This is a genomic window from Curtobacterium sp. 260, from assembly GCF_030803485.1.
GTDB lineage: Bacteria > Actinomycetota > Actinomycetes > Actinomycetales > Microbacteriaceae > Curtobacterium.
The window spans coordinates 103133-122691 of the sequence record NZ_JAURUY010000008.1; the positions used below are offsets into that span (position 1 = coordinate 103133).

Here is a 19559-nt window from a genome sequence, read left to right on the forward strand (position 1 = left end):
GGCAGATGAACACTTTCCCGGAATCCGTCGTCCTGCTCGCCGAAGACCGCACTCCCATCGGCACCGCCGAGAAGTTCGCGGTGCACACCGAGGACACCCCGCTCCACCTCGCCTTCTCGTGCCACGTGCGGAACGCCGAGGGCAAGGTCCTCGTGACCCGTCGCGCCCTGTCGAAGAAGACCTGGCCGGGGGTGTGGACGAACACGTTCTGCGGGCACCCCGGACCGGACGAGGCGTTCGAGGACGCCGTCGCCCGCCGCGCCTCCCGCGAACTCGGCATCACCGTGCGCGACGTCGAGCTCGTGCTGCCCGACTTCCGGTACCGCGCGGTCGACGCCTCGGGCATCGTCGAGAACGAGGTCTGCCCGGTGTTCCGCGCCGTGACCGACGACGTCCCGGCCCCCGCGGACGACGAGGTCGCCGAGTACGCCTGGCTCTCCGAGGACGAACTGCGGGCATCGGTCGCCGCGGCACCGTTCGCCTGGAGCCCCTGGCTCGGGTGGCAGCTCACGGAGCTCGAGCAGCAGGGACTGCGCGTCACCCGCTGAGCGATCGCTCACTCGACGCGCGTCCACCCTCCGGGTAACGTGGCCTGCTGGTCGCGCCCTGGCGACCGCGGACGACGAGAAGGGCAGGTGAGGCGCGATGTCGGGTGACCATCCTCGATCGGGCCGGACGACCGCCCCGGTCGTCACCGTGCCCGTTCGCTGACGCACGCTCCGCACCGGCTCGACCGGTGCCCGTGCTCGCCCTGCTCCGTCGCGGAGCATCGCGCCTGCCTGCTCCCGAGCACGAGGAGCACGACATGGCACGCATCGACGACGCCGTCTACGTCGCAGGACGTCGCATCGGCGGTCCAGCGACCCTGCCCCGGGCCACGGACACCGACCCGGTCACCACCACGGCGACGACCGCGGACGGCACGCTCGCCTGGATCGGCCTGCTGCGCCCCGACGACGCCGAGCTCGAGGCCGTCGCCGCCGAGTTCGACCTGCACGAGAACGCCGTCGAGGACGCCCGCAAGGGACACCAGCGCGCCAAGCTCGAGCGGTACGGCGACACGCTCTTCCTGGTGCTCCGACCCGCCTGGCACCGCGCCGACACGAACGAGGTGGAGTTCGGCGAGGTGCACCTCTTCGTCGGTCGGCGGTTCGTGGTGACCGTGCGGCACGCCGAGGAGCCCGACCTCGCCGCCGTGCGCTGCCGGGTCGAGGCCGACCCGGAGTTCCTCGCCACGGGGTCCGAAGCCGTCACCGCCGCCGTGCTCGACGAGATCGTCGACGGCTACGCACCGGTCGTCGAGGTCATCCAGGACCAGGTCGACGCCATCGAGGACCAGCTGTTCGCGGGCCAGGTCGACCCCGGCGTCTCGAAGCGCATCTACCAGCTGCTCAGCGAGGTGCTCGGGTTCCAGCGCGCCACGGCCCCGGTGCCGGCGATGGTGCGCGGACTGCTCCGGGGCGCCGACAAGTACGGCGTCGACGACGAGGTGCAGCACCGCCTGCGCAACGTGCTCGACCACGCCCTCCGCGTGACGGAGCGGGTGGACTCGTTCCGGGCGCTGCTCGAGAACGCCCTCACGCTGCACTCGACCCTCGTGACGCAGGAGCAGAACGAGGCGATGCGGCGGATGACGAGCGCCTCCCTGGCGCAGGGCGAGGAGAGCCGGCAGCTCGCCCGGGCCGCGCACCGCCAGGGCGAGGAGGTCAAGAAGATCTCGTCCTGGGCGGCCATCCTCTTCGCCCCGGGGCTCATCGCCGGCGTCTACGGCATGAACTTCGACCACATGCCGGAGCTGCACTGGCGGTACGGCTACCCGGTCGCGATCGTGGCGATGCTCGCCCTGGCGGGGATCCTGTGGCTGGTGTTCCGGAAGCGCAACTGGCTCTGAGACGGGTACGGCTGGCGTGCAGCGCGGGGACGTGCATAATGATCTGGCTCGGAATGTGAACGTGCACATCGAGGTGCCACGGCCCCGAGCAGGAGAGAGCAACGATGGCGTCACCGCGGACACAGCAACCGCGCTCGCCCAGCATCCGTGACGTCGCGCGGGTCGCCGGCGTCTCGCACCAGACGGTGTCGCGCGTGCTCAACAACTCGGACGCCATCCGCGCCGAGACCAAGGACCGCGTGCTCGCCGCGATGGAGCAGCTGCAGTACCGGCCGAACCGCGCCGCGCGCGCCCTGGTCACCAGTCGGACGCACACCATCGGCGTGCTCACCGCGCAGCGCTCCCACTACGGACCGGCCGCGACGATGCAGGCGATCGAGGACGCCGCCGTCACGCGCGGCTACTCGGTGACGACCGCGAACATCGCGGCGGCCACCGACGAAGCGGTCCGGGACGGCCTCGGGCACCTGCTCGACCAGGACGTCGAGGGGATCATCGTCATCGCGCCGCAGCAGCGCGTGTTCGACCTCATCGAGGAGCTCGGGATGCGGACGCCCTACGTGGCGCTCCGCACGAGCGGCGGGGACGAGCGCTCGACGCTCTTCATCGACCAGATGGAGGGTGCCCGGCTGGCGACCGCGCACCTGCTCGACCTCGGCCACGAGTACGTCCGGCACATCGCCGGGCCGCAGGACTGGATCGAGGCCGAGGCCCGCATGCAGGGGTTCCTGCGCGAGATGTCCGACCGGGACATGCCCGTCGTGCCGCCGATCCTGGGCGACTGGACCGCGGACTTCGGCTACCACGCGGGCCGCGAGCTCCTGCGGTACCGGGACTGCACGGCGATCTTCTGCTCGAACGACGCGATGGCGCTCGGGGTCATGCACGCGGCGCGGTCGTACGGGCTGGACGTCCCGGGTGACCTGTCCGTGGTCGGCTACGACGACATCCCCGAGGCGAAGCACCTCTGGCCGCCGCTGACCACGGTGGAGGTCGACTTCCCCGAGCTCGGTCGGCGCTGCGTCGAACTGCTCCTGCCGTCCGAGGGGCACACGCTCCGCCCGGTCGACCTCGTGCCGCAGCTCGTGGTGCGCGGATCGACGGGCGCACCCCGGCGCCGCTGACGCGACCACGCGTCGGCCTGGAGGCCCGTGGCGGCCCCGCCCCGCGCCTCCCGTCCGCCCTGCGTGACGCCCGACCACCCCACCTCGGGGGGCGTCAGGACGCGGATTCCGCCGGATCACGCGGGCCGTTACGAAAACGCGACCGAACCGAATTGACAGCCGCGACGGGGCTGTGCGTAAATTACCTCCGTTCCGCCGATGTGAACGGTCACATGACCGTCACACCGAGCAGGACACCGGACGCGACAACGAGGTCCACGCAGGCACTCCTGCGCCCCCGATGCCGCACCTCACCACCCGAAGGACTGCCGCACCGCAGCGGCAGAAGGAGATGCACCGTGGCGTCAACCCCACAGGGACCGGACCTGGCCACCAGGTCCGTCACCAGCGCCGAGACCATCCTCGAGATGCGGTCGATCACCAAGGAGTTCCCTGGTGTCAAGGCGCTCTCGGACGTGTCGCTCAGCGTCCGCGCCGGCGAGATCCACGCGATCTGCGGCGAGAACGGCGCCGGCAAGTCCACCCTCATGAAGGTGCTCTCGGGCGTCTACCCGTACGGCACCTACAGCGGCGAGATCGTCTACGAGGGCGACGAGGTCCGCTTCAAGGACATCAAGCAGTCCGAGCAGGCCGGCATCGTCATCATCCACCAGGAGCTCGCGCTCATCCCCGAGCTGTCGATCACCGAGAACCTGTTCCTCGGCAACGAGCCCGGCCGCTTCGGTGTCATCGACTGGACCAGCGCCCAGCTCCGCGCCCAGGACCTGCTCGCCCGCGTCGGCCTCGACGAGGACCCGGACACGCAGATCAAGAACCTCGGTGTCGGCAAGCAGCAGCTCGTCGAGATCGCGAAGGCCCTGCACAAGGACGTCAAGCTCCTCATCCTCGACGAGCCGACCGCGGCCCTGAACGAGAACGACTCGCAGCACCTGCTCGACCTCATCGTCGGGCTGAAGTCCAAGGGCATCGCGAGCATCATCATCAGCCACAAGCTCAACGAGATCGAGCAGATCGCCGACGAGATCACGATCATCCGTGACGGCAAGGCGATCGAGACGCTCAACGTGAAGGGCGACGGCGTCAACGAGGACCGCATCATCCGCGGGATGGTCGGCCGCTCGCTCGAGAGCCGCTTCCCGGACCGCACGCCGAAGATCGGCGAGGTCTTCTTCGAGGTCAAGAACTGGACCGTCCAGCACCCGCAGGACGCCTCGCGCCTGGTCGCGAAGGGCTCGAACTTCCACGTCCGCCGCGGCGAGATCGTCGGCTTCGCGGGCCTGATGGGCGCCGGCCGCACCGAGCTCGCGATGAGCATCTTCGGCCGCTCGTACGGCAACTTCATCGACGGCCAGATCATCAAGGACGGCCGCGAGATCAAGATCGCGAACGTCCAGCAGGCGATCCAGAACGGCCTCGGCTACGTCTCCGAGGACCGCAAGGCCCTCGGTCTGAACCTGCTCGACACGGTGAAGCGCTCCACGGTCGCCGCCGACCTGCCGAAGATCTCGAAGGCCGGTGTCGTCGACTCCCTCGAGGAGTACGACGTCGCCGAGCGCTACCGCAAGATGCTCCGCACCAAGGTGCCGACCGTCGAGGAGAACGTCGGCAAGCTGTCCGGCGGGAACCAGCAGAAGGTCGTCCTGTCCAAGTGGATGTTCACCGACCCGGACCTGCTGATCCTCGACGAGCCCACCCGCGGCATCGACGTCGGCGCGAAGTTCGAGATCTACGGCATCATCCAGCAGCTCGCGGCACAGGGGAAGGGCATCATCCTCATCTCCTCCGAGCTCCCCGAACTCCTCGGCCTCTCCGACCGGATCTACACGATCTTCGAGGGCCAGATCACCGCCGACGTCCCCGCGGACCAGGCCGACCCCGAGACCCTCATGCGCAGCATGACCTCCGCGCGGAAGGGCGCACTGATCTCATGAAGAACCTGAAACTGCTGTTCGGCAAGGGCAACAGCATCGGCCAGTACGGCATGATCATCGCGCTCATCGCGATCCTGATCCTGTTCTCGATCCTGACGAACGGGCTCATCCTCGAGCCGACGAACATCATCAACGTGTTCCTGCAGTACTCCTACATCCTCATCCTGGCGCTGGGGATGGTCATGGTGATCATCGCGGGACACATCGACCTGTCGGTCGGTTCCGTCGCCGCGTTCACCGGCATCATCGTCGCCCAGTCGATGGCGCAGTGGAACTTCCCGGCGTGGGCCGCGATCATCCTCGGCCTCGCCGTGGGTGCAGCCGTCGGTGCCTGGCAGGGCTTCTGGGTCGCGTTCGTGAAGGTCCCGGCCTTCATCGTGACCCTGGCCGGCCAGCTCATCTTCCGCGGTGCGAACCAGATCATCGGCAACTCGACGTCGCAGCCGGTGCCGGACGACTACGCGAAGATCGGCTCGGGCTTCCTGCCCGACTTCGGCCCGGACTTCGGGTTCTCGAACGGCACGCTCATCCTCGGCATCGTCACCTGCCTCGTGCTCGTCTTCCTCGAGTTCCGCGGCCGTCAGCGTCGCAAGAAGATGCACGCCGAGCTCGTCCCGCTCTGGGTCTCGATCGTCCGCACGGGCATCCTCGTCGCCGTCACCCTCGTCGCGACCTACCTGTTCGCCGCCGGCCCGGCCGGCACGTCGATCCCGATCGTCGCGATCATCCTCGGTGTCCTGACCATCGTCTACGGCTTCCTGACCAAGAACACGATCTTCGGCCGCCAGGTCTACGCGGTCGGTGGCAACGCGAACGCCGCCGTCCTGTCCGGCGTCAGCGCCCGCAAGGTCAACTTCTTCGTCATGATGAACATGTCCGTCCTGGCCGCCGTCGCCGGCATGGTCTTCGTCGGCTACTCGGGTGCCTCGGGCCCCGCCGACGGCACCGGCTGGGAGCTCGACGCGATCGCCGCCGTGTTCGTCGGTGGCGCAGCGGTCGCCGGTGGCATCGGCACGATCTCCGGATCGATCATCGGTGGTCTCGTCATGGCCCTGCTGTCCAACGGTCTGTCGCTGGTGGGCCTCGAGTCCAACCGCGTCCAGATCATCCGCGGTCTCGTCCTGCTCGTCGCCGTCGCCTTCGACGTCTACTCGAAGTCGCAGGGTCGTCCGTCCCTGATCGGCGGGATGTTGAAGCAGTTCCAACGCAAGGACACCGAACAGAACACGGTGGCCGCGCAGCAGCCGCGGAGCATCGAGGACCAGCCCGAGAAGGTCAACGTCCAGTAACACGTGGCGGGCGGCCGCTCCGGTGGCCGCCCGCACGATCCCCGCACCACACAGCACCACTCCTCAACGAAGAGAAAGCAATCTCATGCGCAAGAAGCTCATCGCCGGCATCGGCCTGGCACTCGTCGCGGGTCTGGCCCTCAGCGGCTGCTCGGCCCGCGGCAACTCGGACGCCGGCTCGGACTCGTCGGGCGGCGCCTCGAACGTCCAGATCAAGAAGGGCGACCTGATCGGCGTCGCGCTCCCCGCCAAGACCTCGCAGAACTGGGTCCTCGCGGGTGCCGCGTTCGAGAAGTCGATCGAGGACGCCGGCTTCAAGGCCGACATCCAGTACGCCAACGCCGGCAACCCGGTCCCGGACCAGCAGGGCCAGATCCAGTCGATGGTCACCAAGGGCGCGAAGGCGATCATCATCGGTGCCGCCGACGGTTCGCAGCTCGGCACGCAGGTCGCCGCCGCCAAGAAGTCCGGCGCCGTCGTCATCGCCTGGGACCGCAACATCCTGAACACCGACGACGTCGACTACTACGTCGCGTTCAACAACTTCAAGGTCGGCCAGCTGCAGGGCCAGGCCCTGCTCGACGGCATGAAGGCCAAGAAGTCGAGCGGCCCGTACAACATCGAGCTCTTCTCCGGCTCGCCCGACGACGCCAACGCGAAGGTCTTCTTCAACGGCGCCATGGACGTGCTCCAGCCGAAGATCGACGACGGCACCCTCAAGGTCGTCTCGGGTCAGACCTCGTTCTCGAAGACGAACACCCAGGGCTGGCTCGCGCAGAACGCCCAGTCGCGCATGACCGACATCCTGACGAAGTCGTACACGAACACCGAGCTCGACGGCGTCCTGTCGCCGAACGACACCCTGGCCCGCGCCATCCTGACCGCCACCAAGGCGGCCGGCAAGCCGAACCCGGTCGTCACCGGTCAGGACTCCGAGACCGCCTCGATCCCGCTGATCATGCAGGGCGAGCAGTACTCGACCATCTACAAGAACACCACCGAAGAGGCGCAGGCCGCGATCGACCTGGTCTCCGACCTGGCCGACGGCAAGACCCCGAAGACCACCGAGGACAAGAACAACGACAACGGCAAGAAGGTCGTGCCGGCCGTCGAGCTGACCCCGGTCCTGGTCACCAAGGAGAACGCGGTCGAGGCCTACAAGGGCAACGACACCCTCGAGGAGCTCGCCAAGAAGGGCTGATCCCCTCCACGGCAGCACCACAGCACCACAGCACGAGGAAGGCCCTGTCTCGCTCCGGCGAGACGGGGCCGTTCCGCATTGCCGGGAGTTCCGCGTCGCGCTCGTTCCGCACGTCGCTGCACGCCTTGAGCGGGGCGAGACGCCGCCGGTTCCGGCGGCGTCTCGCCGTTCCGGGGGCGTCCCCCGGAGACACGCCCGTCTCGGTGTCGGGGGGGGGGGGGCAGGCGGACGGGAGGCCCGTGGCGGTGCCGCCACGCGCCTCCCGTCCGTCAGTCGGCCCGCTGGGCGCGGTGCGCGCGCAACCGCTCGACCGCCTCGCGGAGCCGCGGCACGTCCGTCCGGGCCGTCTCGAGCAGGACGGCCGCCGAGGGCACCGCGCCACCGCCCGTCAGCCGGTCGCCGATCACCGATCGCGGAAGACTGAGCTCTAGAAGAGAAGCGGCACCGCCGTGACTTTCGGAAGGAGGGTGACCGCCATCTCGAAGTCTGCTGCTCGGACGAGCCTCTGCAGCATCGCGAGTGAAGGTTCCCGGCGACCATTTTCGTACGTGCTTACCGCGCTCTGCGTGACCCCGGCGCGCGCCGCGAGCTGGACCTGCGTCAGGCCGGCGCGCAGCCGGGCATCGCGGATGATCTCTGACGCCACCACCGGCTGCGGCGCTCGGACGGGAGCTTCGGCCATGGCGCCACGATACACAGAACACGAAATTTCACACGTACGCGATACATTACGGCGGTGCGCGCGGCGCCTCGGTCGCGGCGCGCGCGAGCGGCGCAGGGGCGGCGCTCGCCTGGGGCTCAGTCGCGCCGCGAGACGTCCGCCCGGTGGAAGTTCTGCGCCGAGCGCGACGGCGTCGGACCACGCTGGCCCTGGTAGCGCGACTGGTACTCGGCAGAGCCGTACGGCTTCTCCGCCGGGCTCGAGAGCTGGAAGAAGCAGAGCTGCCCGATCTTCATGCCCGGCCAGAGCTTGATCGGCAGCGTCGCGACGTTCGACAGCTCGAGCGTGACGTGGCCCGAGAAGCCCGGGTCGATGAAGCCCGCCGTCGAGTGCGTCAGGAGGCCGAGGCGACCGAGCGAGCTCTTGCCCTCGAGGCGTGCGGCGATGTCGTCCGGCAGCGTCACGACCTCGAACGTCGAACCGAGGACGAACTCGCCCGGGTGCAGCACGAACGCCTCGTCCGGGTCGGTCTCGACGAGACGGGTGAGCTCGGGCTGGTCCTCTGCCGGGTCGATGTGCGGGTACTTGTGGTTGTCGAACAGCCGGAAGTACTTGTCGAGGCGGACGTCGATGCTCGACGGCTGCACGAGCGAGGAGTCGTACGGGTCGAGGCCGATCCGCCCCTCGGCGAGCTGGGCGGTGATGTCGCGGTCGGAGAGCAGCACGCAGCAACCCTAGCGGCAGGGTCCGGCCACCGGTATGCTGCGAGGCTGCCCTGCCGGGCGGCGGACGACGGCCGTCCGACCGGCCGACCGCAGGGGGCAACGATGGCCGACCACACCGACACGGTCGACGGGCAGCTCGTCGTCGAGGAACTCGTCGTGCCGGCGACGATGGACGACGACCCGGAGCTGGTGCGGGCGTTCTCGGACTGGCTCGCGGTGTCCGACGCCGCCGAGGTCGCGGTGCACGGGCTGCCCGAACTGGCGTGGACGCCCGCCGAGGCACTGCCGATGTGCCGCGAGCCCGACGCACCGAGCCGCCTGTTCGTCGTGCGCGACGGCGACGGCGAGGTCGTGGCATCGGGGGCGTACGACTCGAAGACGGAGCCGGGCACGACGAACTGCTGGTTGTCGGTGGGTGTCCGCCCCGACCGACAGCGCCGCGGCATCGGCACGCTGCTCGCCGACCACCTCGAGGGCGTCGCCCGCGCCGAGGGACGCACCCAGTGGAAGACCCACGCGGTCTCGCGGCAGGTCGGTCCCGGTGACGGGCCCGGGTACCGCCAGGCGCCGACGGGCTCCGGCGCCGTCCCCGAGGACGAGGCAGCGGTGCGCTTCCTGACCGGACGCGGCTGGCGGTTCGGACAGGTGAACCGTGTCAGCCGACTCACGCTCCCCGCCGATGCCTCCATCGTCCGGGAGCTGCACGACCGCGCGACGACGGCGGCCGGTCCCGGCTACCGGGTGCACTCGTGGACCGGAGCCACCCCTGAACGGTGGCTCGACGACCTCGCGCTGCTGCACACCCGGATGAGCACCGACGCGCCGGAGGGCGACATGCCGGAGCCCGAGGACGTCTGGACCGCCGCCCGCGTCCGGGAGTCCGAGGAGCAGCTCGCGAGCGGGCCGCACACCATGCTGACCGTCGCCGTCGAACACGTCGAGAGCACCACCCTGGCCGGTTTCAGCCAGATCAAGATACCGGCGGATCCCGCTCGAGCCGTGATGCAGTGGGACACGCTCGTGCTCCGCGAGCACCGCGGGCACCGGCTCGGACGGCTCCTCAAGGTGGTCGGGATCGAGACCGTCGAGCGGGACTTCCCGGGGCGGCCGTCGATCGTCACCTCCAACGCCGAGGAGAACCGGCCGATGCTCGACGTCAACGAGGCGGTCGGGTTCGTCGGGGTCGGCAGCGAGGGCATCTGGGAGCACCGCGACTGACGGCCGATCGGGCGTCCGGAGTCGGGAGCGGGGCGGTCCCGGACTGGGACCGGGGTGTCAGGCGGGCGACCTACCATTGGACGGTCATGACCGTCACGTCAGCCGCCACGCAGCCCGGGGACACGGCACCCGACCCCGCCCCCACCACCGCGCGATCCACCACCGTCGCGACGGTCCTGGTCATCGCGATCCCCCTCGCCGTGGCGTGCGCCGTGCTCGGCATGACCGTGACCGGCGCCTTCACCGCGTCGCAGCAGCTCGTCTCCGCCGGTGACCTGGTCGAGTACGGTCTGCCGGTCGCCCGCGTGGTGCACGACACGACCGCCGCCCTGACCATCGGCCTGCTCGTCGTCGCCGCGTTCGCGCTGCCCGCGAAGAAGGCCGACCACGGCACGATGTCGAGCGTGCAGCACCGAGCCGCCCGGTGGGGTGCCGCAGCCGGTGCCGTGTGGTTCCTGGCGGCCGTCGTCGGCATCGTGCTGACCGGCGCCAACACCCTGGGCGTCCCGCTCACCAGCCCGGTGTTCGCCCGCAACTTCCTGCTCTTCGCGTTCCAGGTCGAGATCGGCCAGTCACTCGTCGTCTCCGCCGCGGCGATCTTCGTCGCGACGCTCGTCGCCGCGTTCGCCACCCGGGTCACCACGCTCGCGGTCGCCACCGTCGCCGCGCTCTTCGCGCTGCTGCCCCTCGCACTCTCCGGGCACGCCGCGGGCGCCCTCGAGCACGCGAACGCGGTGAACTCGCTCGCCGTGCACCTGGTCGCCGTGTGCGTCTGGGCGGGCGGTCTCGTCGCCGTGCTGCTGCTCCGCACCCGGACGAAGGGTGCCACCGGCCGGGTCGTCGCCCGCTACTCGACGCTCGCGGGCTGGGCCTTCGCCGCGGTGGCCTTCTCGGGCATCGTCAACGCCTCACTCCGCCTGACCGGCCCCGCCGACCTCGTCACGACGACGTACGGCTGGCTCATCACGGTCAAGGCCGTCATCCTCGTGCTGCTCGGGCTCGCCGGGGTCGCCCAGCGCCGGAAGCTCGTGCCGGGTCTCCTCCGCGCGCCGCTCGACCGGAAGCTCTTCGTGCGGTTCGCCCTGGCCGAGGTCGTCTTCATGGCCGTCGCGATCGGCGTCTCGGTCGCCGTGTCCCGCTCGCAGCCGCCGATCCCGCAGACGCCGGAGACCGGGCAGGACACCCGCTCCGGCCTGCTCGGGTACACGTACCCGCCGGCGCAGACCGTGCAGACCTACCTGACCCAGTGGCACATCGACTGGGTGTACCTGGCGATCGCCGTCGTCGGTGCCGGCTGGTACCTCCTGTCGGTGCGGAAGCTCAAGCAGCGCGGGGACTCGTGGCCGGTCGGCCGGACCATCGCGTGGCTGCTCGGCTGCGCGCTGTTCATCTGGACCACCTCGGCCGGGCCGGCGGTCTACGGCATGGTGCACTTCTCGTCGCACATGCTCCAGCACATGCTGCTCATGATGTTCGTGCCGCTGCCGCTCGTGCTCGGCGGGCCGGTGCTCCTGGCGCTGCGGACCCTGCCGGTGCGGAACGACGGGTCGCGCGGCGCTCGCGAGTGGCTCATGCTCTTCACGCACTCACGGTGGATGCAGTTCCTCGCGCAGCCCGCCGTCGCCGGTGTCATCTTCGCCGGGTCGCTCGTGGTGTTCTACTTCACCCCCGCGTTCCAGTACGCGATGCAGTCGCACGAGTGGCACGTCGTGATGGTCGTGCACTTCGTCTTCAGCGGGTACCTGTTCTTCTGGGTCTTCGTCGGCGTCGACCCGGGTCCGAAGCGCCCGCAGTACCCGATCCTCATCATCGCGCTGCTGGCGACCCTGGCCTTCCACGCCTTCTTCGGCGTCGCCGTGATGACCTCGCAGTCCGTCTTCGCGGCCGACTGGTTCCACGCCCTCGGCCAGACAGACGACCGGGCACTGCTCGCCGACCAGCACACGGGCGGTGGCATCGCCTGGGGCGCGTCCGAGCTGCCGATGGTGTTCGTCGCGCTGCTCGTGGTGCGCAACTGGGTACGGACGGACAAGCGGGACGCCAAGCGCCTCGACCGCAAGGCCGAGCGCGACGGCGACGCGGACCTCAAGGCGTACAACGAGCGGCTCGCCGCCATGAGCAAGCGCGACTGACGCCGATCCCCCGGGCCCCGGGCGGGGTCCGGGCCCTGCGTCGGGTCAGTCGCCGTGGACGATGCAGACGGCGTCGAGCTCCATCGACGCCTCGAGCGCAGCGGTCACACCCGGCTCGCCCTCCGGCCCGAACGGCGTCACCGTGTCCACCCACCACAGCGGCGCGGACAGCGTCGGGGCGTCCGGCAGGATCCGCGCGACCTCGTCGATCGAGTCGACCCGTCGGACACCGAGCACCGTGATCACCGGGTGCGTCGCGTCGCGGCAGACCTGCAGCACCGGACCGTCGTCGAGTGCTCGGACGCCCCACGACTCGTCGTGCAGCAGCAGCGCCTCAGCGACGTCGCGGGTCTCCACCGGTCCACGGCAGAGGAGTGTCACGTCACGCGGCACCCTGACCGCCCGTGCTCCGGCCGGAGGTGGCGTGCGACCCACGGTCGTGACCGTCCAGCGCGCCCTCGTCGTGTGCGGGGTCGAGCGGAGCACCGCCGACGAGCTGCAGGAAGCGGTCCTCGTCGATGCGGTCGAGGAACGACTCGAGCGCCTCCCACCCGTCGTCGAAGCGTACGACCAGCCCACCGCCGCCGAAGCCCGAGGTCGACGTGCGCGGTGGCGGCCACTCGCCGGCACGGTCGAGGAACTCCGCCGCCTCCGGGCCGACGACGACGGCCAGCGGGGTCGGTTCCTCGTGGGCAACGGCACGGACCAGGTGGTCGGCATCCCCGCGGCGCTGCATCACGACGCCGAACACCGGCTCGACCTGGTCGGCGACGCGGTGCACCGCGTCCAGGAGCCGCGACGCGAGTGCCGGGTCGGCACCGTGCTCGGGGATCGTCAGCACCGCGGACATCGTCTCGACGACCACACCGTCGAGCAGGTGCGCGGTCATGGTCGCCGAGAACCCCTCGCCGTGCGCGTACGAGGTCGAGACCTCCGGGGCCTCGTGCTTGGCGTACTGCGTGACGACCCAGCGGTCCCACGGCACCGTGAGCGGCTCACTGGTGCCCCAGTGGGTGGGACAGGTGCCGACGGTCTCGCACAGGGCCTCGATCGCGGTCCCCATGTCGACCGACCGACCGGCGTGGTGGCGCAGGGTCAGGTCGATGCTGATCTGGCGGACCGAGTCCTGCGACGCGAGGTGTCGCGGTGCCGGCGGACCGACGAGTTCCGGCCCGCGGCGGACGAAGTCCTCGATGCCCGCGGCGGCGACGCCGGTGCGACCGTCCCGCATGCTGCCGTCGGGACCGTCCACGGCCCACGCTGCCTGGTGCACGCCCAGCGCGTGCCGCAGGGCGGGGGTGACGGATGCCTCCTGGCCGGTGCGGAGCACGACCGTGCGGCCGGACTCCGACGCACGACGGAGCAGCGAGGCGAGCGACTCCGTCAACCACACGACCGGCGATGCAGAGCGGACCACGATGGCGGGGCCGACCACGTCGTCGATGAGGGGATGCCTGACCATCCGGGTCCTCCTCCGGTAGGGCGTCGGAACCCCCTGGACGGTACACACGCCGACGACACGTGTCCGTCGGCCAGGGCACCTCACAGGGGAGACACGGCGACCGGGCCGGACCGACCGGGAGGCCCGACCCACCACCGCCACGGACCGTGCGGCGCGCGTTCGGCTGGCGTCCAGCGGAGAATCCGCTAGGCTTGTTGCGTCCCGTCCGGCGGGATGCGCGAGTGTAGTTCAATGGTAGAACTCCAGCTTCCCAAGCTGGTAGCGCGGGTTCGATTCCCGTCACTCGCTCCACTGCTCCTCCTGATGCCCGTCGTCAGACTCGCTACGCTGCGTGCATGACGTCCTGGTGGGATCGCACCGATCCGTCGGACGACCCGCGACTGTCGAACCGCATGCCGGACGGGATCGTCGCGTGCTGGTGGAACGTCGTCGGCGGCGCTGCGCTCCTGGTCGGCTTCCCCACGATCGTCCTCACGAGCGGCTCCGACGCCGCCCACGTCGTGTTCGCGCTCTCCGGGTTCCTGATCGCCGTCGTCATGGAGGCGTGCTTCCTCAGGAAGCTCCTGCAACGGCTCGCCGGCCGTCGAGGGCTCCGCGCCGAGCACGCCGAGGAGCAGCGACGCGCACGGGAGGACACCGACGAGCAGGGCTGACGCCTCGGTGAGGTACACGCGGCTCCGAACCCGCCCGGGCAGCGCCTGGTAGACCTCCTTGGACGAACGCGTCAACGGTCGATGCACCGTGTGGGCTCCCGACGGAGCCGGCGGCCCTCGTGCTCCAGTCCCGAGTGGCTCACCCCACCTCCGGCGTCCCGGACCCACACATCACGCACGTCCGCACAACGAAAGGACCACCCATGAGCTTCCTCGGCTTCATCCTCCTCGGCCTCATCGCCGGCGCCATCGCCAAGCTGATCCTCCCCGGTCGGCAGGGCGGCGGCTGGCTCGCCACGCTCGTCCTCGGTGTCATCGGCGCCCTCATCGGCGGCTGGATCGGCGGCGCGGTCTTCAACGTCGGCTACGACGGCTTCTTCAGCATCCAGTCCTGGATCATCGCGATCCTCGGCGCACTCGTCGTGCTGGTGATCTGGGGCCTCATCACGGGCCGCCGCGGGAGCCGCGCGTAGTCCGCGAGCTCCACGACGACGGGAGGCGCGGTGCCGGACGGCACCGCGCCTCCCGTCGTTCCACCCCCGTCAGCACGACCCGGAAGACCCCGCCATGCACCTGCGCCGTTCCCCCGCGCCGACCAGCGTCCGCCCGAGCACCTGGACCGACCCGTACGGCCGACTCGCGGTGCGCTGCCTGCAGACCGTGGTGATCGTCGTGGTCCTCGGCGGGATCGTCACCGCTGCGACCACGCTGAGCCTCGTCACGATCCCGGTGCTGCTCGCGCTCATCATCGCGTCGGCCCTGCACCCGCTGGTCGGCTGGCTCCGTCGGCACGGAGTCCCGTCGGTGCTCGCCACGACGATCGCGTTCGTGGCCGTCCTCGCGGTGCTCGCCGGGGTCCTGTGGCTCCTCGTCGCCGCCGTCGCGAACCAGTGGTCCTCGCTGCAGGACTCGGCGGTCGACGGGCTCCAGCAGGTGCAGGACCTGCTCCACGAGCTGCCCGTGCGCATCACCGACGGGCAGATCGAGGACGCCGTGGACGGTGTCGTCGACTTCGTGACGAGTGCCCGGTTCGGGGCGGGGGCCATCGCCGGCATCTCGGCGGTGACGAACGTCGTCACCGGGGCCGTACTGATGGCGGTCATCCTGTTCTTCTTCCTCAAGGACGGCCCCGCGCTGTGGGAGTTCCTGCTCCGCCCGTTCACCGGCGAGCAGTACGACCGAGCGCGCCGCATCGGGGACCGCGTGGTGACGACCCTCGGCGGGTACGTGCGCGGGACGGCCGCCGTCGCCGCCTTCGACGCGGTCGCGATCGGCACCGGGCTCGCCGTGCTCGGCGTCCCGCTGACGATCCCGCTCGCGGTGGTGGCGTTCGTGACCTCGTTCATCCCGATGATCGGCGCACCGATCGCCGGCACCCTCGCGGCGCTCGTGACCCTCGTCGCACTCGGGCCGGTGAAGGCGGTCATCGTCGTCGCGATCGTCGTGCTCGTCAACCAGATCGAGGGCAACTTCCTGCAGCCCGTGCTCATGGGCAGGACGCTGCGGCTGCACGGGCTCGTCATCCTGGTCGGCCTGACCGCGGGCACCGTGCTCGGCGGCGTGACCGGCGCGCTGCTCGCGGTGCCGCTCATCGCCGCCGGGTGGGGCGTCGTGCAGGTGTGGAACGGCGAGGACGCTCCCGCGACGCCCTGGCGGCAGAAGCGGCGCGAGACGGTACCGGTCGGCTGAGCGCCGGGCGGTCACCATGCCGCACTACGCTGCCCTGATGGACGGGACACAGCCGGACGAGACCCGGTTCGACGGGCACGTGGTGATCGGCGGCGGCGTGGTCGGCGCCGCCGCGGCCTGGGCCCTGACCGCCCGCGGCGAGCGCGTCCTGCTCGTCGAGCAGCACGGTCGCGGACACCTCGAGGGCTCGTCGCACGGCACGACCCGGATCTTCCGGCAGGGCTACAGCGACCCGGAGTACGTCGCGCTGACGACCCGCGCGCTCGCGCTCTGGGACGCCCTCGAGTCGACGACCGGCACGACGTTGCTCGACCGGACGGGCGCGGTCGACCACGGCCGGCCCGAGGTGGTCGACGCCATCGCCGCGGCGCTGGCGGACGCCGGGATCCCCCACGAGACCCTGACCCCGGAGGCCGCCGCGGACCGCTGGCCCGGCATCGCGTTCGAGGGGCACGTCCTGACCCACGCGACGGCCGGACGCATCCGGTCGGCCGACACGATCGAGCTCCTGCTGACGCTGGCGGAGCGGACGGGCCTCGCCGAGCTCCGGTTCGGCACCCGGGTGGCGGCGGTCGCGGACCACGGGGACGCGGTCACCGTGACGCTCGACGACGGCACGGCGCTCCGCACGGCGAGCGTGGTGGCCGCGGTGGGGTCCTGGGCGCCCACGCTGGTGGGTGACGTGCTCGCCGCACGCGGGGCGCGCCTCCCGGCCGTCCGCGTCACCCAGGAGCAGCCCGCCCACTTCCCGACCCACCTGCCGGACGAGGCCTGGCCGTCGTTCGTGCACTGGGCCGACGGCGACGACGTGTACGGGTTGCTGACCCCGGGCGAGGGCGTCAAGGTCGGGTTCCACGGCACCGGCCCGGTCGTCGACCCCGACGCCCGCGACAAGCGCCCCGTGCCCGAGGAGGCAGCGCGGCTGCAGGCCTACGTCGCCCGGTACGTCCCCGGCGTCGACGCCACACGCCCGACGTTCATCAGCTGCCTGTACGACACCACGCCGGACGAGGACTTCGTCATCGACCGGCGCGGACCGCTCACCGTCGCGACCGGGTTCTCGGGCCACGGGTTCAAGTTCGCGCCGCTGCTCGGGGAGCTCCTCGCCGACCTGGCGACCGGTGGCGAGCCGATCCCCCGCTTCGCCCTCTGACCGCCCGCCGCCCCGCTACGGTGGTCCGGTGCGCGTCGTCATCGCTCCCGACTCCCTGAAGGGCACCGCTACGGCGGCCGACACCGCGCGGGCGGTCCGGGCCGGGTGGCTCGACGAACGGCCGGAGGACGACGTCGTCACCGTGCCGATGGCCGACGGCGGCGAGGGCACGCTCGACGCGTTCGCCGCGGCGTACCCGGCGGCCGAACACGTGCCCGTGACGGTGACCGGGCCGGCCGGCACCCCCGTCGACACCCACTGGCTGCGCCTGCCCGACGGCCGGGCCGTGGTGGAGCTCGCGGCGACGAGCGGGCTGCCGCTCCTGGGCGGGGCACTGCTCCCGGAGACCGCGACGAGCCGAGGGTTCGGCGAGGCGATCGCGGCGGCGCTCGACGCGGGCGCGACCGGGCTCGTGCTGGGCATCGGGGGCAGCGCCTCCACCGACGGCGGACGCCCGGTGCTCGAGGCGCTCGGGCTCGCCGTCGGTGCTTCCGGCGCGGTCGACCGGTCGGGGCTCCGGCCCCTGCCCGCCGGTGGGGTGGTCGTCCTGTCCGACGTCACGTCACCGCTGCTCGGGCCGGCCGGTGCGGTGGCCGTGTTCGGACCGCAGAAGGGCATCACGCCGGACGCTGCCCCGGCGTCCGAGGAGCGGCTCGCCGCCTGGGCACGCAGCCTGCCCGAGGTCGACCCCGCGACGCCCGGTGCCGGTGCCGCGGGCGGTGTCGGCTTCGGGCTGCTCGCCTGGGGCGCGGCCCTCGCACCGGGAGCGCTCGCGGTCGCGGACGTGCTCGGACTCCCGTCGCTGCTCGACGGCGCCGACGTCGTGGTCACCGGCGAGGGACGCTTCGACGAGCAGAGCGCTGCGGGCAAGGTGCCGACGGTCGTCCGGGCGCTCGCGACGGAGCACGCGCCGGGGGCCCGGGTGGTGCTGGTCGCGGGCGAGATCGAGGCGCGGCTGGACGACTTCGCGGCGGCGGCCTCGCTCGTGGTGCTCGCGACGCAGACGACCGGTGAGCCGGACGACGCCCTGCGTGACCCGCTGCGCTTCGCGACGATCGCCGGGCAGCGGTTGGCGCGGCTCGTCGGCTGAGCGCCCGGGGCGTGGCCGACACGCCCGCCCGGGCGCACGAGGGGTACCCCGACGCAACCTCCCTGCCCCCGGGGCGCGGGACCACACTGGGGAGCGGGTCGCACCCGACCCGAGAAGCACCCCCACGAGGAGACCAATGCGCACCGTCAACGCGTACGCGGCACCGTCGGCCACCGAGCCGCTCGTCAAGACCACCATCACCCGTCGTGACGTCGGCCCCGACGACGTCATGATCGACATCGCCTACGCCGGGATCTGCCACTCGGACATCCACACCGTCCGCGGCGAGTGGGGTCCGATCCAGTACCCGCAGGTCGTCGGCCACGAGATCGTCGGCCACGTCACCGAGGTCGGCGCGAACGTCACGAAGCACCAGGTCGGTGACCGGGTCGGCGTCGGCTGCATGGTGAACTCCTGCGGCGAGTGCGAGCAGTGCCGTGCCGGCCAGGAGCAGTACTGCCTCGAGGGCAACATCGGCACCTACGCCAGCGTCGACCCCGCCGACGGCTCGATCACGCAGGGCGGCTACTCGCAGGCCGTCGTCGTGAACGAGGACTTCGTCCTGAAGGTGCCGGAGTCGCTCGACATCGAGAAGGTCGCGCCGCTGCTCTGCGCCGGCATCACCACCTACTCGCCGCTGCACCACTGGAAGGTCGGCCCCGGCTCGAAGGTCGCGGTCGTCGGCATGGGCGGCCTCGGCCACATGGCCGTCAAGATCGCCGTCGCCCTGGGCGCCGAGGTCACCGTCCTGTCGCAGACCACGTCGAAGGAGGCCGACTCGCTCCGCTACGGCGCGAAGGCCCACCACGCGACGAAGGACCCGGCCACGTTCGAGCAGCTCGCGCAGTCGTTCGAGCTCATCATCAACACCGTCTCGGCCAAGCTCGACATGAAGGCGTACCTCGGGCTGCTCAAGGTCGACGGCACGCTCGTCAACGTCGGCGCCCCGTCCGAGCCGCTCGAGGTCCCGGCGTTCGCGCTCATCCCGCGCCGCCTGAGCTGGGCCGGTTCGGCCATCGGCGGCATCGCCGAGACCCAGGAGATGCTCGACTTCTGTGCCGAGCACGACATCCTGCCGGAGACCGAGCTCATCAGCGCCGACCAGGTCAACGAGGCGTACGAGCGCGTGCTGTCCTCGGACGTCCGCTACCGCTTCGTGATCGACGCGGCCACGCTGGCCTGACGACGGGTCCACGGACGGGAGGGGCGGGGGGGGGCCGGCCCCCCCCCCCCCCCCCCCCCCCCCCGGGGGGCCCCCCCCCCGCCCCCCCCCCCCCCCGCCCCCCGCGCCGCCACCCCCCCCACCAACAGACCCACCCCCCGCTACCCCACCGGCGGAC

General features: G+C 71.2%; 19 protein-coding genes and 1 tRNA gene. 15 read left to right on the plus strand and 5 right to left on the minus strand.

The features are described from left to right. Positions 1–5: 5 nt before the first annotated feature. The 6 genes from idi to J2X59_RS11090 all read left to right on the plus strand — a co-directional run bounded on the left by idi (position 6) and on the right by J2X59_RS11090 (position 7436). Positions 6–548, plus strand: coding sequence for an isopentenyl-diphosphate Delta-isomerase (gene idi / locus J2X59_RS11065; protein ID WP_066651866.1), 543 nt, complete (start codon positions 6–8; stop codon positions 546–548). Positions 549–805: 257 nt separating this feature from the next. Then, on the plus strand, positions 806–1891 hold the full coding sequence (locus J2X59_RS11070) for a magnesium and cobalt transport protein CorA (protein ID WP_326496707.1): 1086 nt from the start codon (positions 806–808) through the stop codon (positions 1889–1891). 104 nt (positions 1892–1995) lie between these two features. Then, positions 1996–3015, plus strand: a complete 1020-nt coding sequence (locus tag J2X59_RS11075) for a LacI family DNA-binding transcriptional regulator (protein ID WP_066651865.1) — start codon at positions 1996–1998, stop codon at positions 3013–3015. Positions 3016–3422: 407 nt separating this feature from the next. Next, the gene (gene mmsA / locus J2X59_RS11080) at positions 3423–4946 is read left to right on the plus strand and encodes a multiple monosaccharide ABC transporter ATP-binding protein (RefSeq protein WP_209676583.1); all 1524 of its coding nucleotides are present in this window, start codon (positions 3423–3425) and stop codon (positions 4944–4946) included. After that, on the plus strand, positions 4943–6235 hold the full coding sequence (mmsB, locus tag J2X59_RS11085; protein WP_326496708.1) for a multiple monosaccharide ABC transporter permease: 1293 nt from the start codon (positions 4943–4945) through the stop codon (positions 6233–6235). Before mmsA ends, mmsB begins: the two co-directional genes overlap by 4 nt. 85 nt (positions 6236–6320) lie before the next feature. After that, on the plus strand, positions 6321–7436 hold the full coding sequence (locus tag J2X59_RS11090) for a substrate-binding domain-containing protein (protein ID WP_066651861.1): 1116 nt from the start codon (positions 6321–6323) through the stop codon (positions 7434–7436). Positions 7437–7705: 269 nt separating this feature from the next. Here J2X59_RS11090 and J2X59_RS11095 read toward each other — a convergent pair whose 3' ends face one another. From J2X59_RS11095 to dcd, 3 genes are all read right to left on the minus strand, one after another. After that, positions 7706–7843, minus strand: coding sequence for a hypothetical protein (locus J2X59_RS11095; RefSeq protein WP_326496709.1), 138 nt, complete (start codon positions 7841–7843; stop codon positions 7706–7708). 20 nt (positions 7844–7863) lie between these two features. Further along, positions 7864–8118 carry a helix-turn-helix domain-containing protein gene (locus J2X59_RS11100; protein WP_326496710.1) on the minus strand — a complete coding sequence of 85 codons (255 nt, stop codon included), beginning with the start codon at positions 8116–8118 and terminating at the stop codon, positions 7864–7866. A 116-nt stretch (positions 8119–8234) separates the two neighbouring features. Continuing rightward, positions 8235–8822, minus strand: a complete 588-nt coding sequence (dcd, locus tag J2X59_RS11105; protein WP_326496711.1) for a dCTP deaminase — start codon at positions 8820–8822, stop codon at positions 8235–8237. 102 nt (positions 8823–8924) lie between these two features. Between dcd and J2X59_RS11110 the strand changes: the two genes are divergently transcribed. Next, positions 8925–10040 carry a GNAT family N-acetyltransferase gene (locus J2X59_RS11110; protein ID WP_326496712.1) on the plus strand — a complete coding sequence of 372 codons (1116 nt, stop codon included), beginning with the start codon at positions 8925–8927 and terminating at the stop codon, positions 10038–10040. 86 nt (positions 10041–10126) lie between these two features. Beyond that, a complete protein-coding gene (locus J2X59_RS11115) occupies positions 10127–12172 on the plus strand; it encodes a cytochrome c oxidase assembly protein (RefSeq protein ID WP_326496713.1) in 2046 nt (681 codons plus the stop codon). A 45-nt stretch (positions 12173–12217) separates the two neighbouring features. On the opposite strand, the gene J2X59_RS11120 is transcribed toward J2X59_RS11115, so the two are convergent. Together J2X59_RS11120 and J2X59_RS11125 are read right to left on the minus strand one after the other, a co-directional pair. Then, complete coding sequence (locus J2X59_RS11120; protein WP_209684196.1) at positions 12218–12529, minus strand: hypothetical protein; 312 nt, start codon at positions 12527–12529, stop codon at positions 12218–12220. Between the two features lie 25 nt (positions 12530–12554). Beyond that, positions 12555–13634 (minus strand): DUF6177 family protein, encoded by a 1080-nt coding sequence (locus J2X59_RS11125; RefSeq protein WP_326496714.1) that lies wholly within the window; start codon positions 13632–13634, stop codon positions 12555–12557. Between the two features lie 217 nt (positions 13635–13851). Between J2X59_RS11125 and J2X59_RS11130 the strand changes: the two genes are divergently transcribed. The 7 genes from J2X59_RS11130 to J2X59_RS11160 all read left to right on the plus strand — a co-directional run bounded on the left by J2X59_RS11130 (position 13852) and on the right by J2X59_RS11160 (position 19402). Then, positions 13852–13925 (plus strand) — tRNA-Gly (locus tag J2X59_RS11130). A gap of 44 nt (positions 13926–13969) precedes the next feature. Continuing rightward, positions 13970–14287, plus strand: coding sequence for a hypothetical protein (locus tag J2X59_RS11135; protein ID WP_326496715.1), 318 nt, complete (start codon positions 13970–13972; stop codon positions 14285–14287). A gap of 203 nt (positions 14288–14490) precedes the next feature. Next, positions 14491–14760 carry a GlsB/YeaQ/YmgE family stress response membrane protein gene (locus tag J2X59_RS11140; RefSeq protein ID WP_066651839.1) on the plus strand — a complete coding sequence of 90 codons (270 nt, stop codon included), beginning with the start codon at positions 14491–14493 and terminating at the stop codon, positions 14758–14760. 94 nt (positions 14761–14854) lie between these two features. Further along, complete coding sequence (locus J2X59_RS11145; RefSeq protein WP_271826966.1) at positions 14855–15976, plus strand: AI-2E family transporter; 1122 nt, start codon at positions 14855–14857, stop codon at positions 15974–15976. Between the two features lie 37 nt (positions 15977–16013). Continuing rightward, positions 16014–17129, plus strand: coding sequence for an FAD-dependent oxidoreductase (locus J2X59_RS11150; RefSeq protein ID WP_326496716.1), 1116 nt, complete (start codon positions 16014–16016; stop codon positions 17127–17129). 28 nt (positions 17130–17157) lie between these two features. Further along, complete coding sequence (locus tag J2X59_RS11155; protein WP_326496717.1) at positions 17158–18219, plus strand: glycerate kinase; 1062 nt, start codon at positions 17158–17160, stop codon at positions 18217–18219. A gap of 136 nt (positions 18220–18355) precedes the next feature. Further along, a complete protein-coding gene (locus J2X59_RS11160; RefSeq protein ID WP_066651831.1) occupies positions 18356–19402 on the plus strand; it encodes an NAD(P)-dependent alcohol dehydrogenase in 1047 nt (348 codons plus the stop codon). Positions 19403–19559: the final 157 nt, after the last annotated feature.

What these genes read in the sequence shown, in the direction of transcription:
- idi (WP_066651866.1), top strand. Translation starts at nt 6, where the DNA reads ATGAACACTTTCCCGGAATCCGTCGTCCTGCTCGCCGAAGACCGCACT.
- J2X59_RS11070 (WP_326496707.1), top strand. Translation starts at nt 806, where the DNA reads ATGGCACGCATCGACGACGCCGTCTACGTCGCAGGACGTCGCATCGGC.
- J2X59_RS11075 (WP_066651865.1), top strand. Translation starts at nt 1,996, where the DNA reads ATGGCGTCACCGCGGACACAGCAACCGCGCTCGCCCAGCATCCGTGAC.
- mmsA (WP_209676583.1), top strand. Translation starts at nt 3,423, where the DNA reads ATGCGGTCGATCACCAAGGAGTTCCCTGGTGTCAAGGCGCTCTCGGAC.
- mmsB (WP_326496708.1), top strand. Translation starts at nt 4,943, where the DNA reads ATGAAGAACCTGAAACTGCTGTTCGGCAAGGGCAACAGCATCGGCCAG.
- J2X59_RS11090 (WP_066651861.1), top strand. Translation starts at nt 6,321, where the DNA reads ATGCGCAAGAAGCTCATCGCCGGCATCGGCCTGGCACTCGTCGCGGGT.
- J2X59_RS11100 (WP_326496710.1), bottom strand. Translation starts at nt 8,118, where the DNA reads ATGGCCGAAGCTCCCGTCCGAGCGCCGCAGCCGGTGGTGGCGTCAGAG.
- J2X59_RS11110 (WP_326496712.1), top strand. Translation starts at nt 8,925, where the DNA reads ATGGCCGACCACACCGACACGGTCGACGGGCAGCTCGTCGTCGAGGAA.
- J2X59_RS11115 (WP_326496713.1), top strand. Translation starts at nt 10,127, where the DNA reads ATGACCGTCACGTCAGCCGCCACGCAGCCCGGGGACACGGCACCCGAC.
- J2X59_RS11125 (WP_326496714.1), bottom strand. Translation starts at nt 13,634, where the DNA reads ATGGTCAGGCATCCCCTCATCGACGACGTGGTCGGCCCCGCCATCGTG.
- J2X59_RS11135 (WP_326496715.1), top strand. Translation starts at nt 13,970, where the DNA reads ATGACGTCCTGGTGGGATCGCACCGATCCGTCGGACGACCCGCGACTG.
- J2X59_RS11140 (WP_066651839.1), top strand. Translation starts at nt 14,491, where the DNA reads ATGAGCTTCCTCGGCTTCATCCTCCTCGGCCTCATCGCCGGCGCCATC.
- J2X59_RS11145 (WP_271826966.1), top strand. Translation starts at nt 14,855, where the DNA reads ATGCACCTGCGCCGTTCCCCCGCGCCGACCAGCGTCCGCCCGAGCACC.
- J2X59_RS11150 (WP_326496716.1), top strand. Translation starts at nt 16,014, where the DNA reads ATGGACGGGACACAGCCGGACGAGACCCGGTTCGACGGGCACGTGGTG.
- J2X59_RS11160 (WP_066651831.1), top strand. Translation starts at nt 18,356, where the DNA reads ATGCGCACCGTCAACGCGTACGCGGCACCGTCGGCCACCGAGCCGCTC.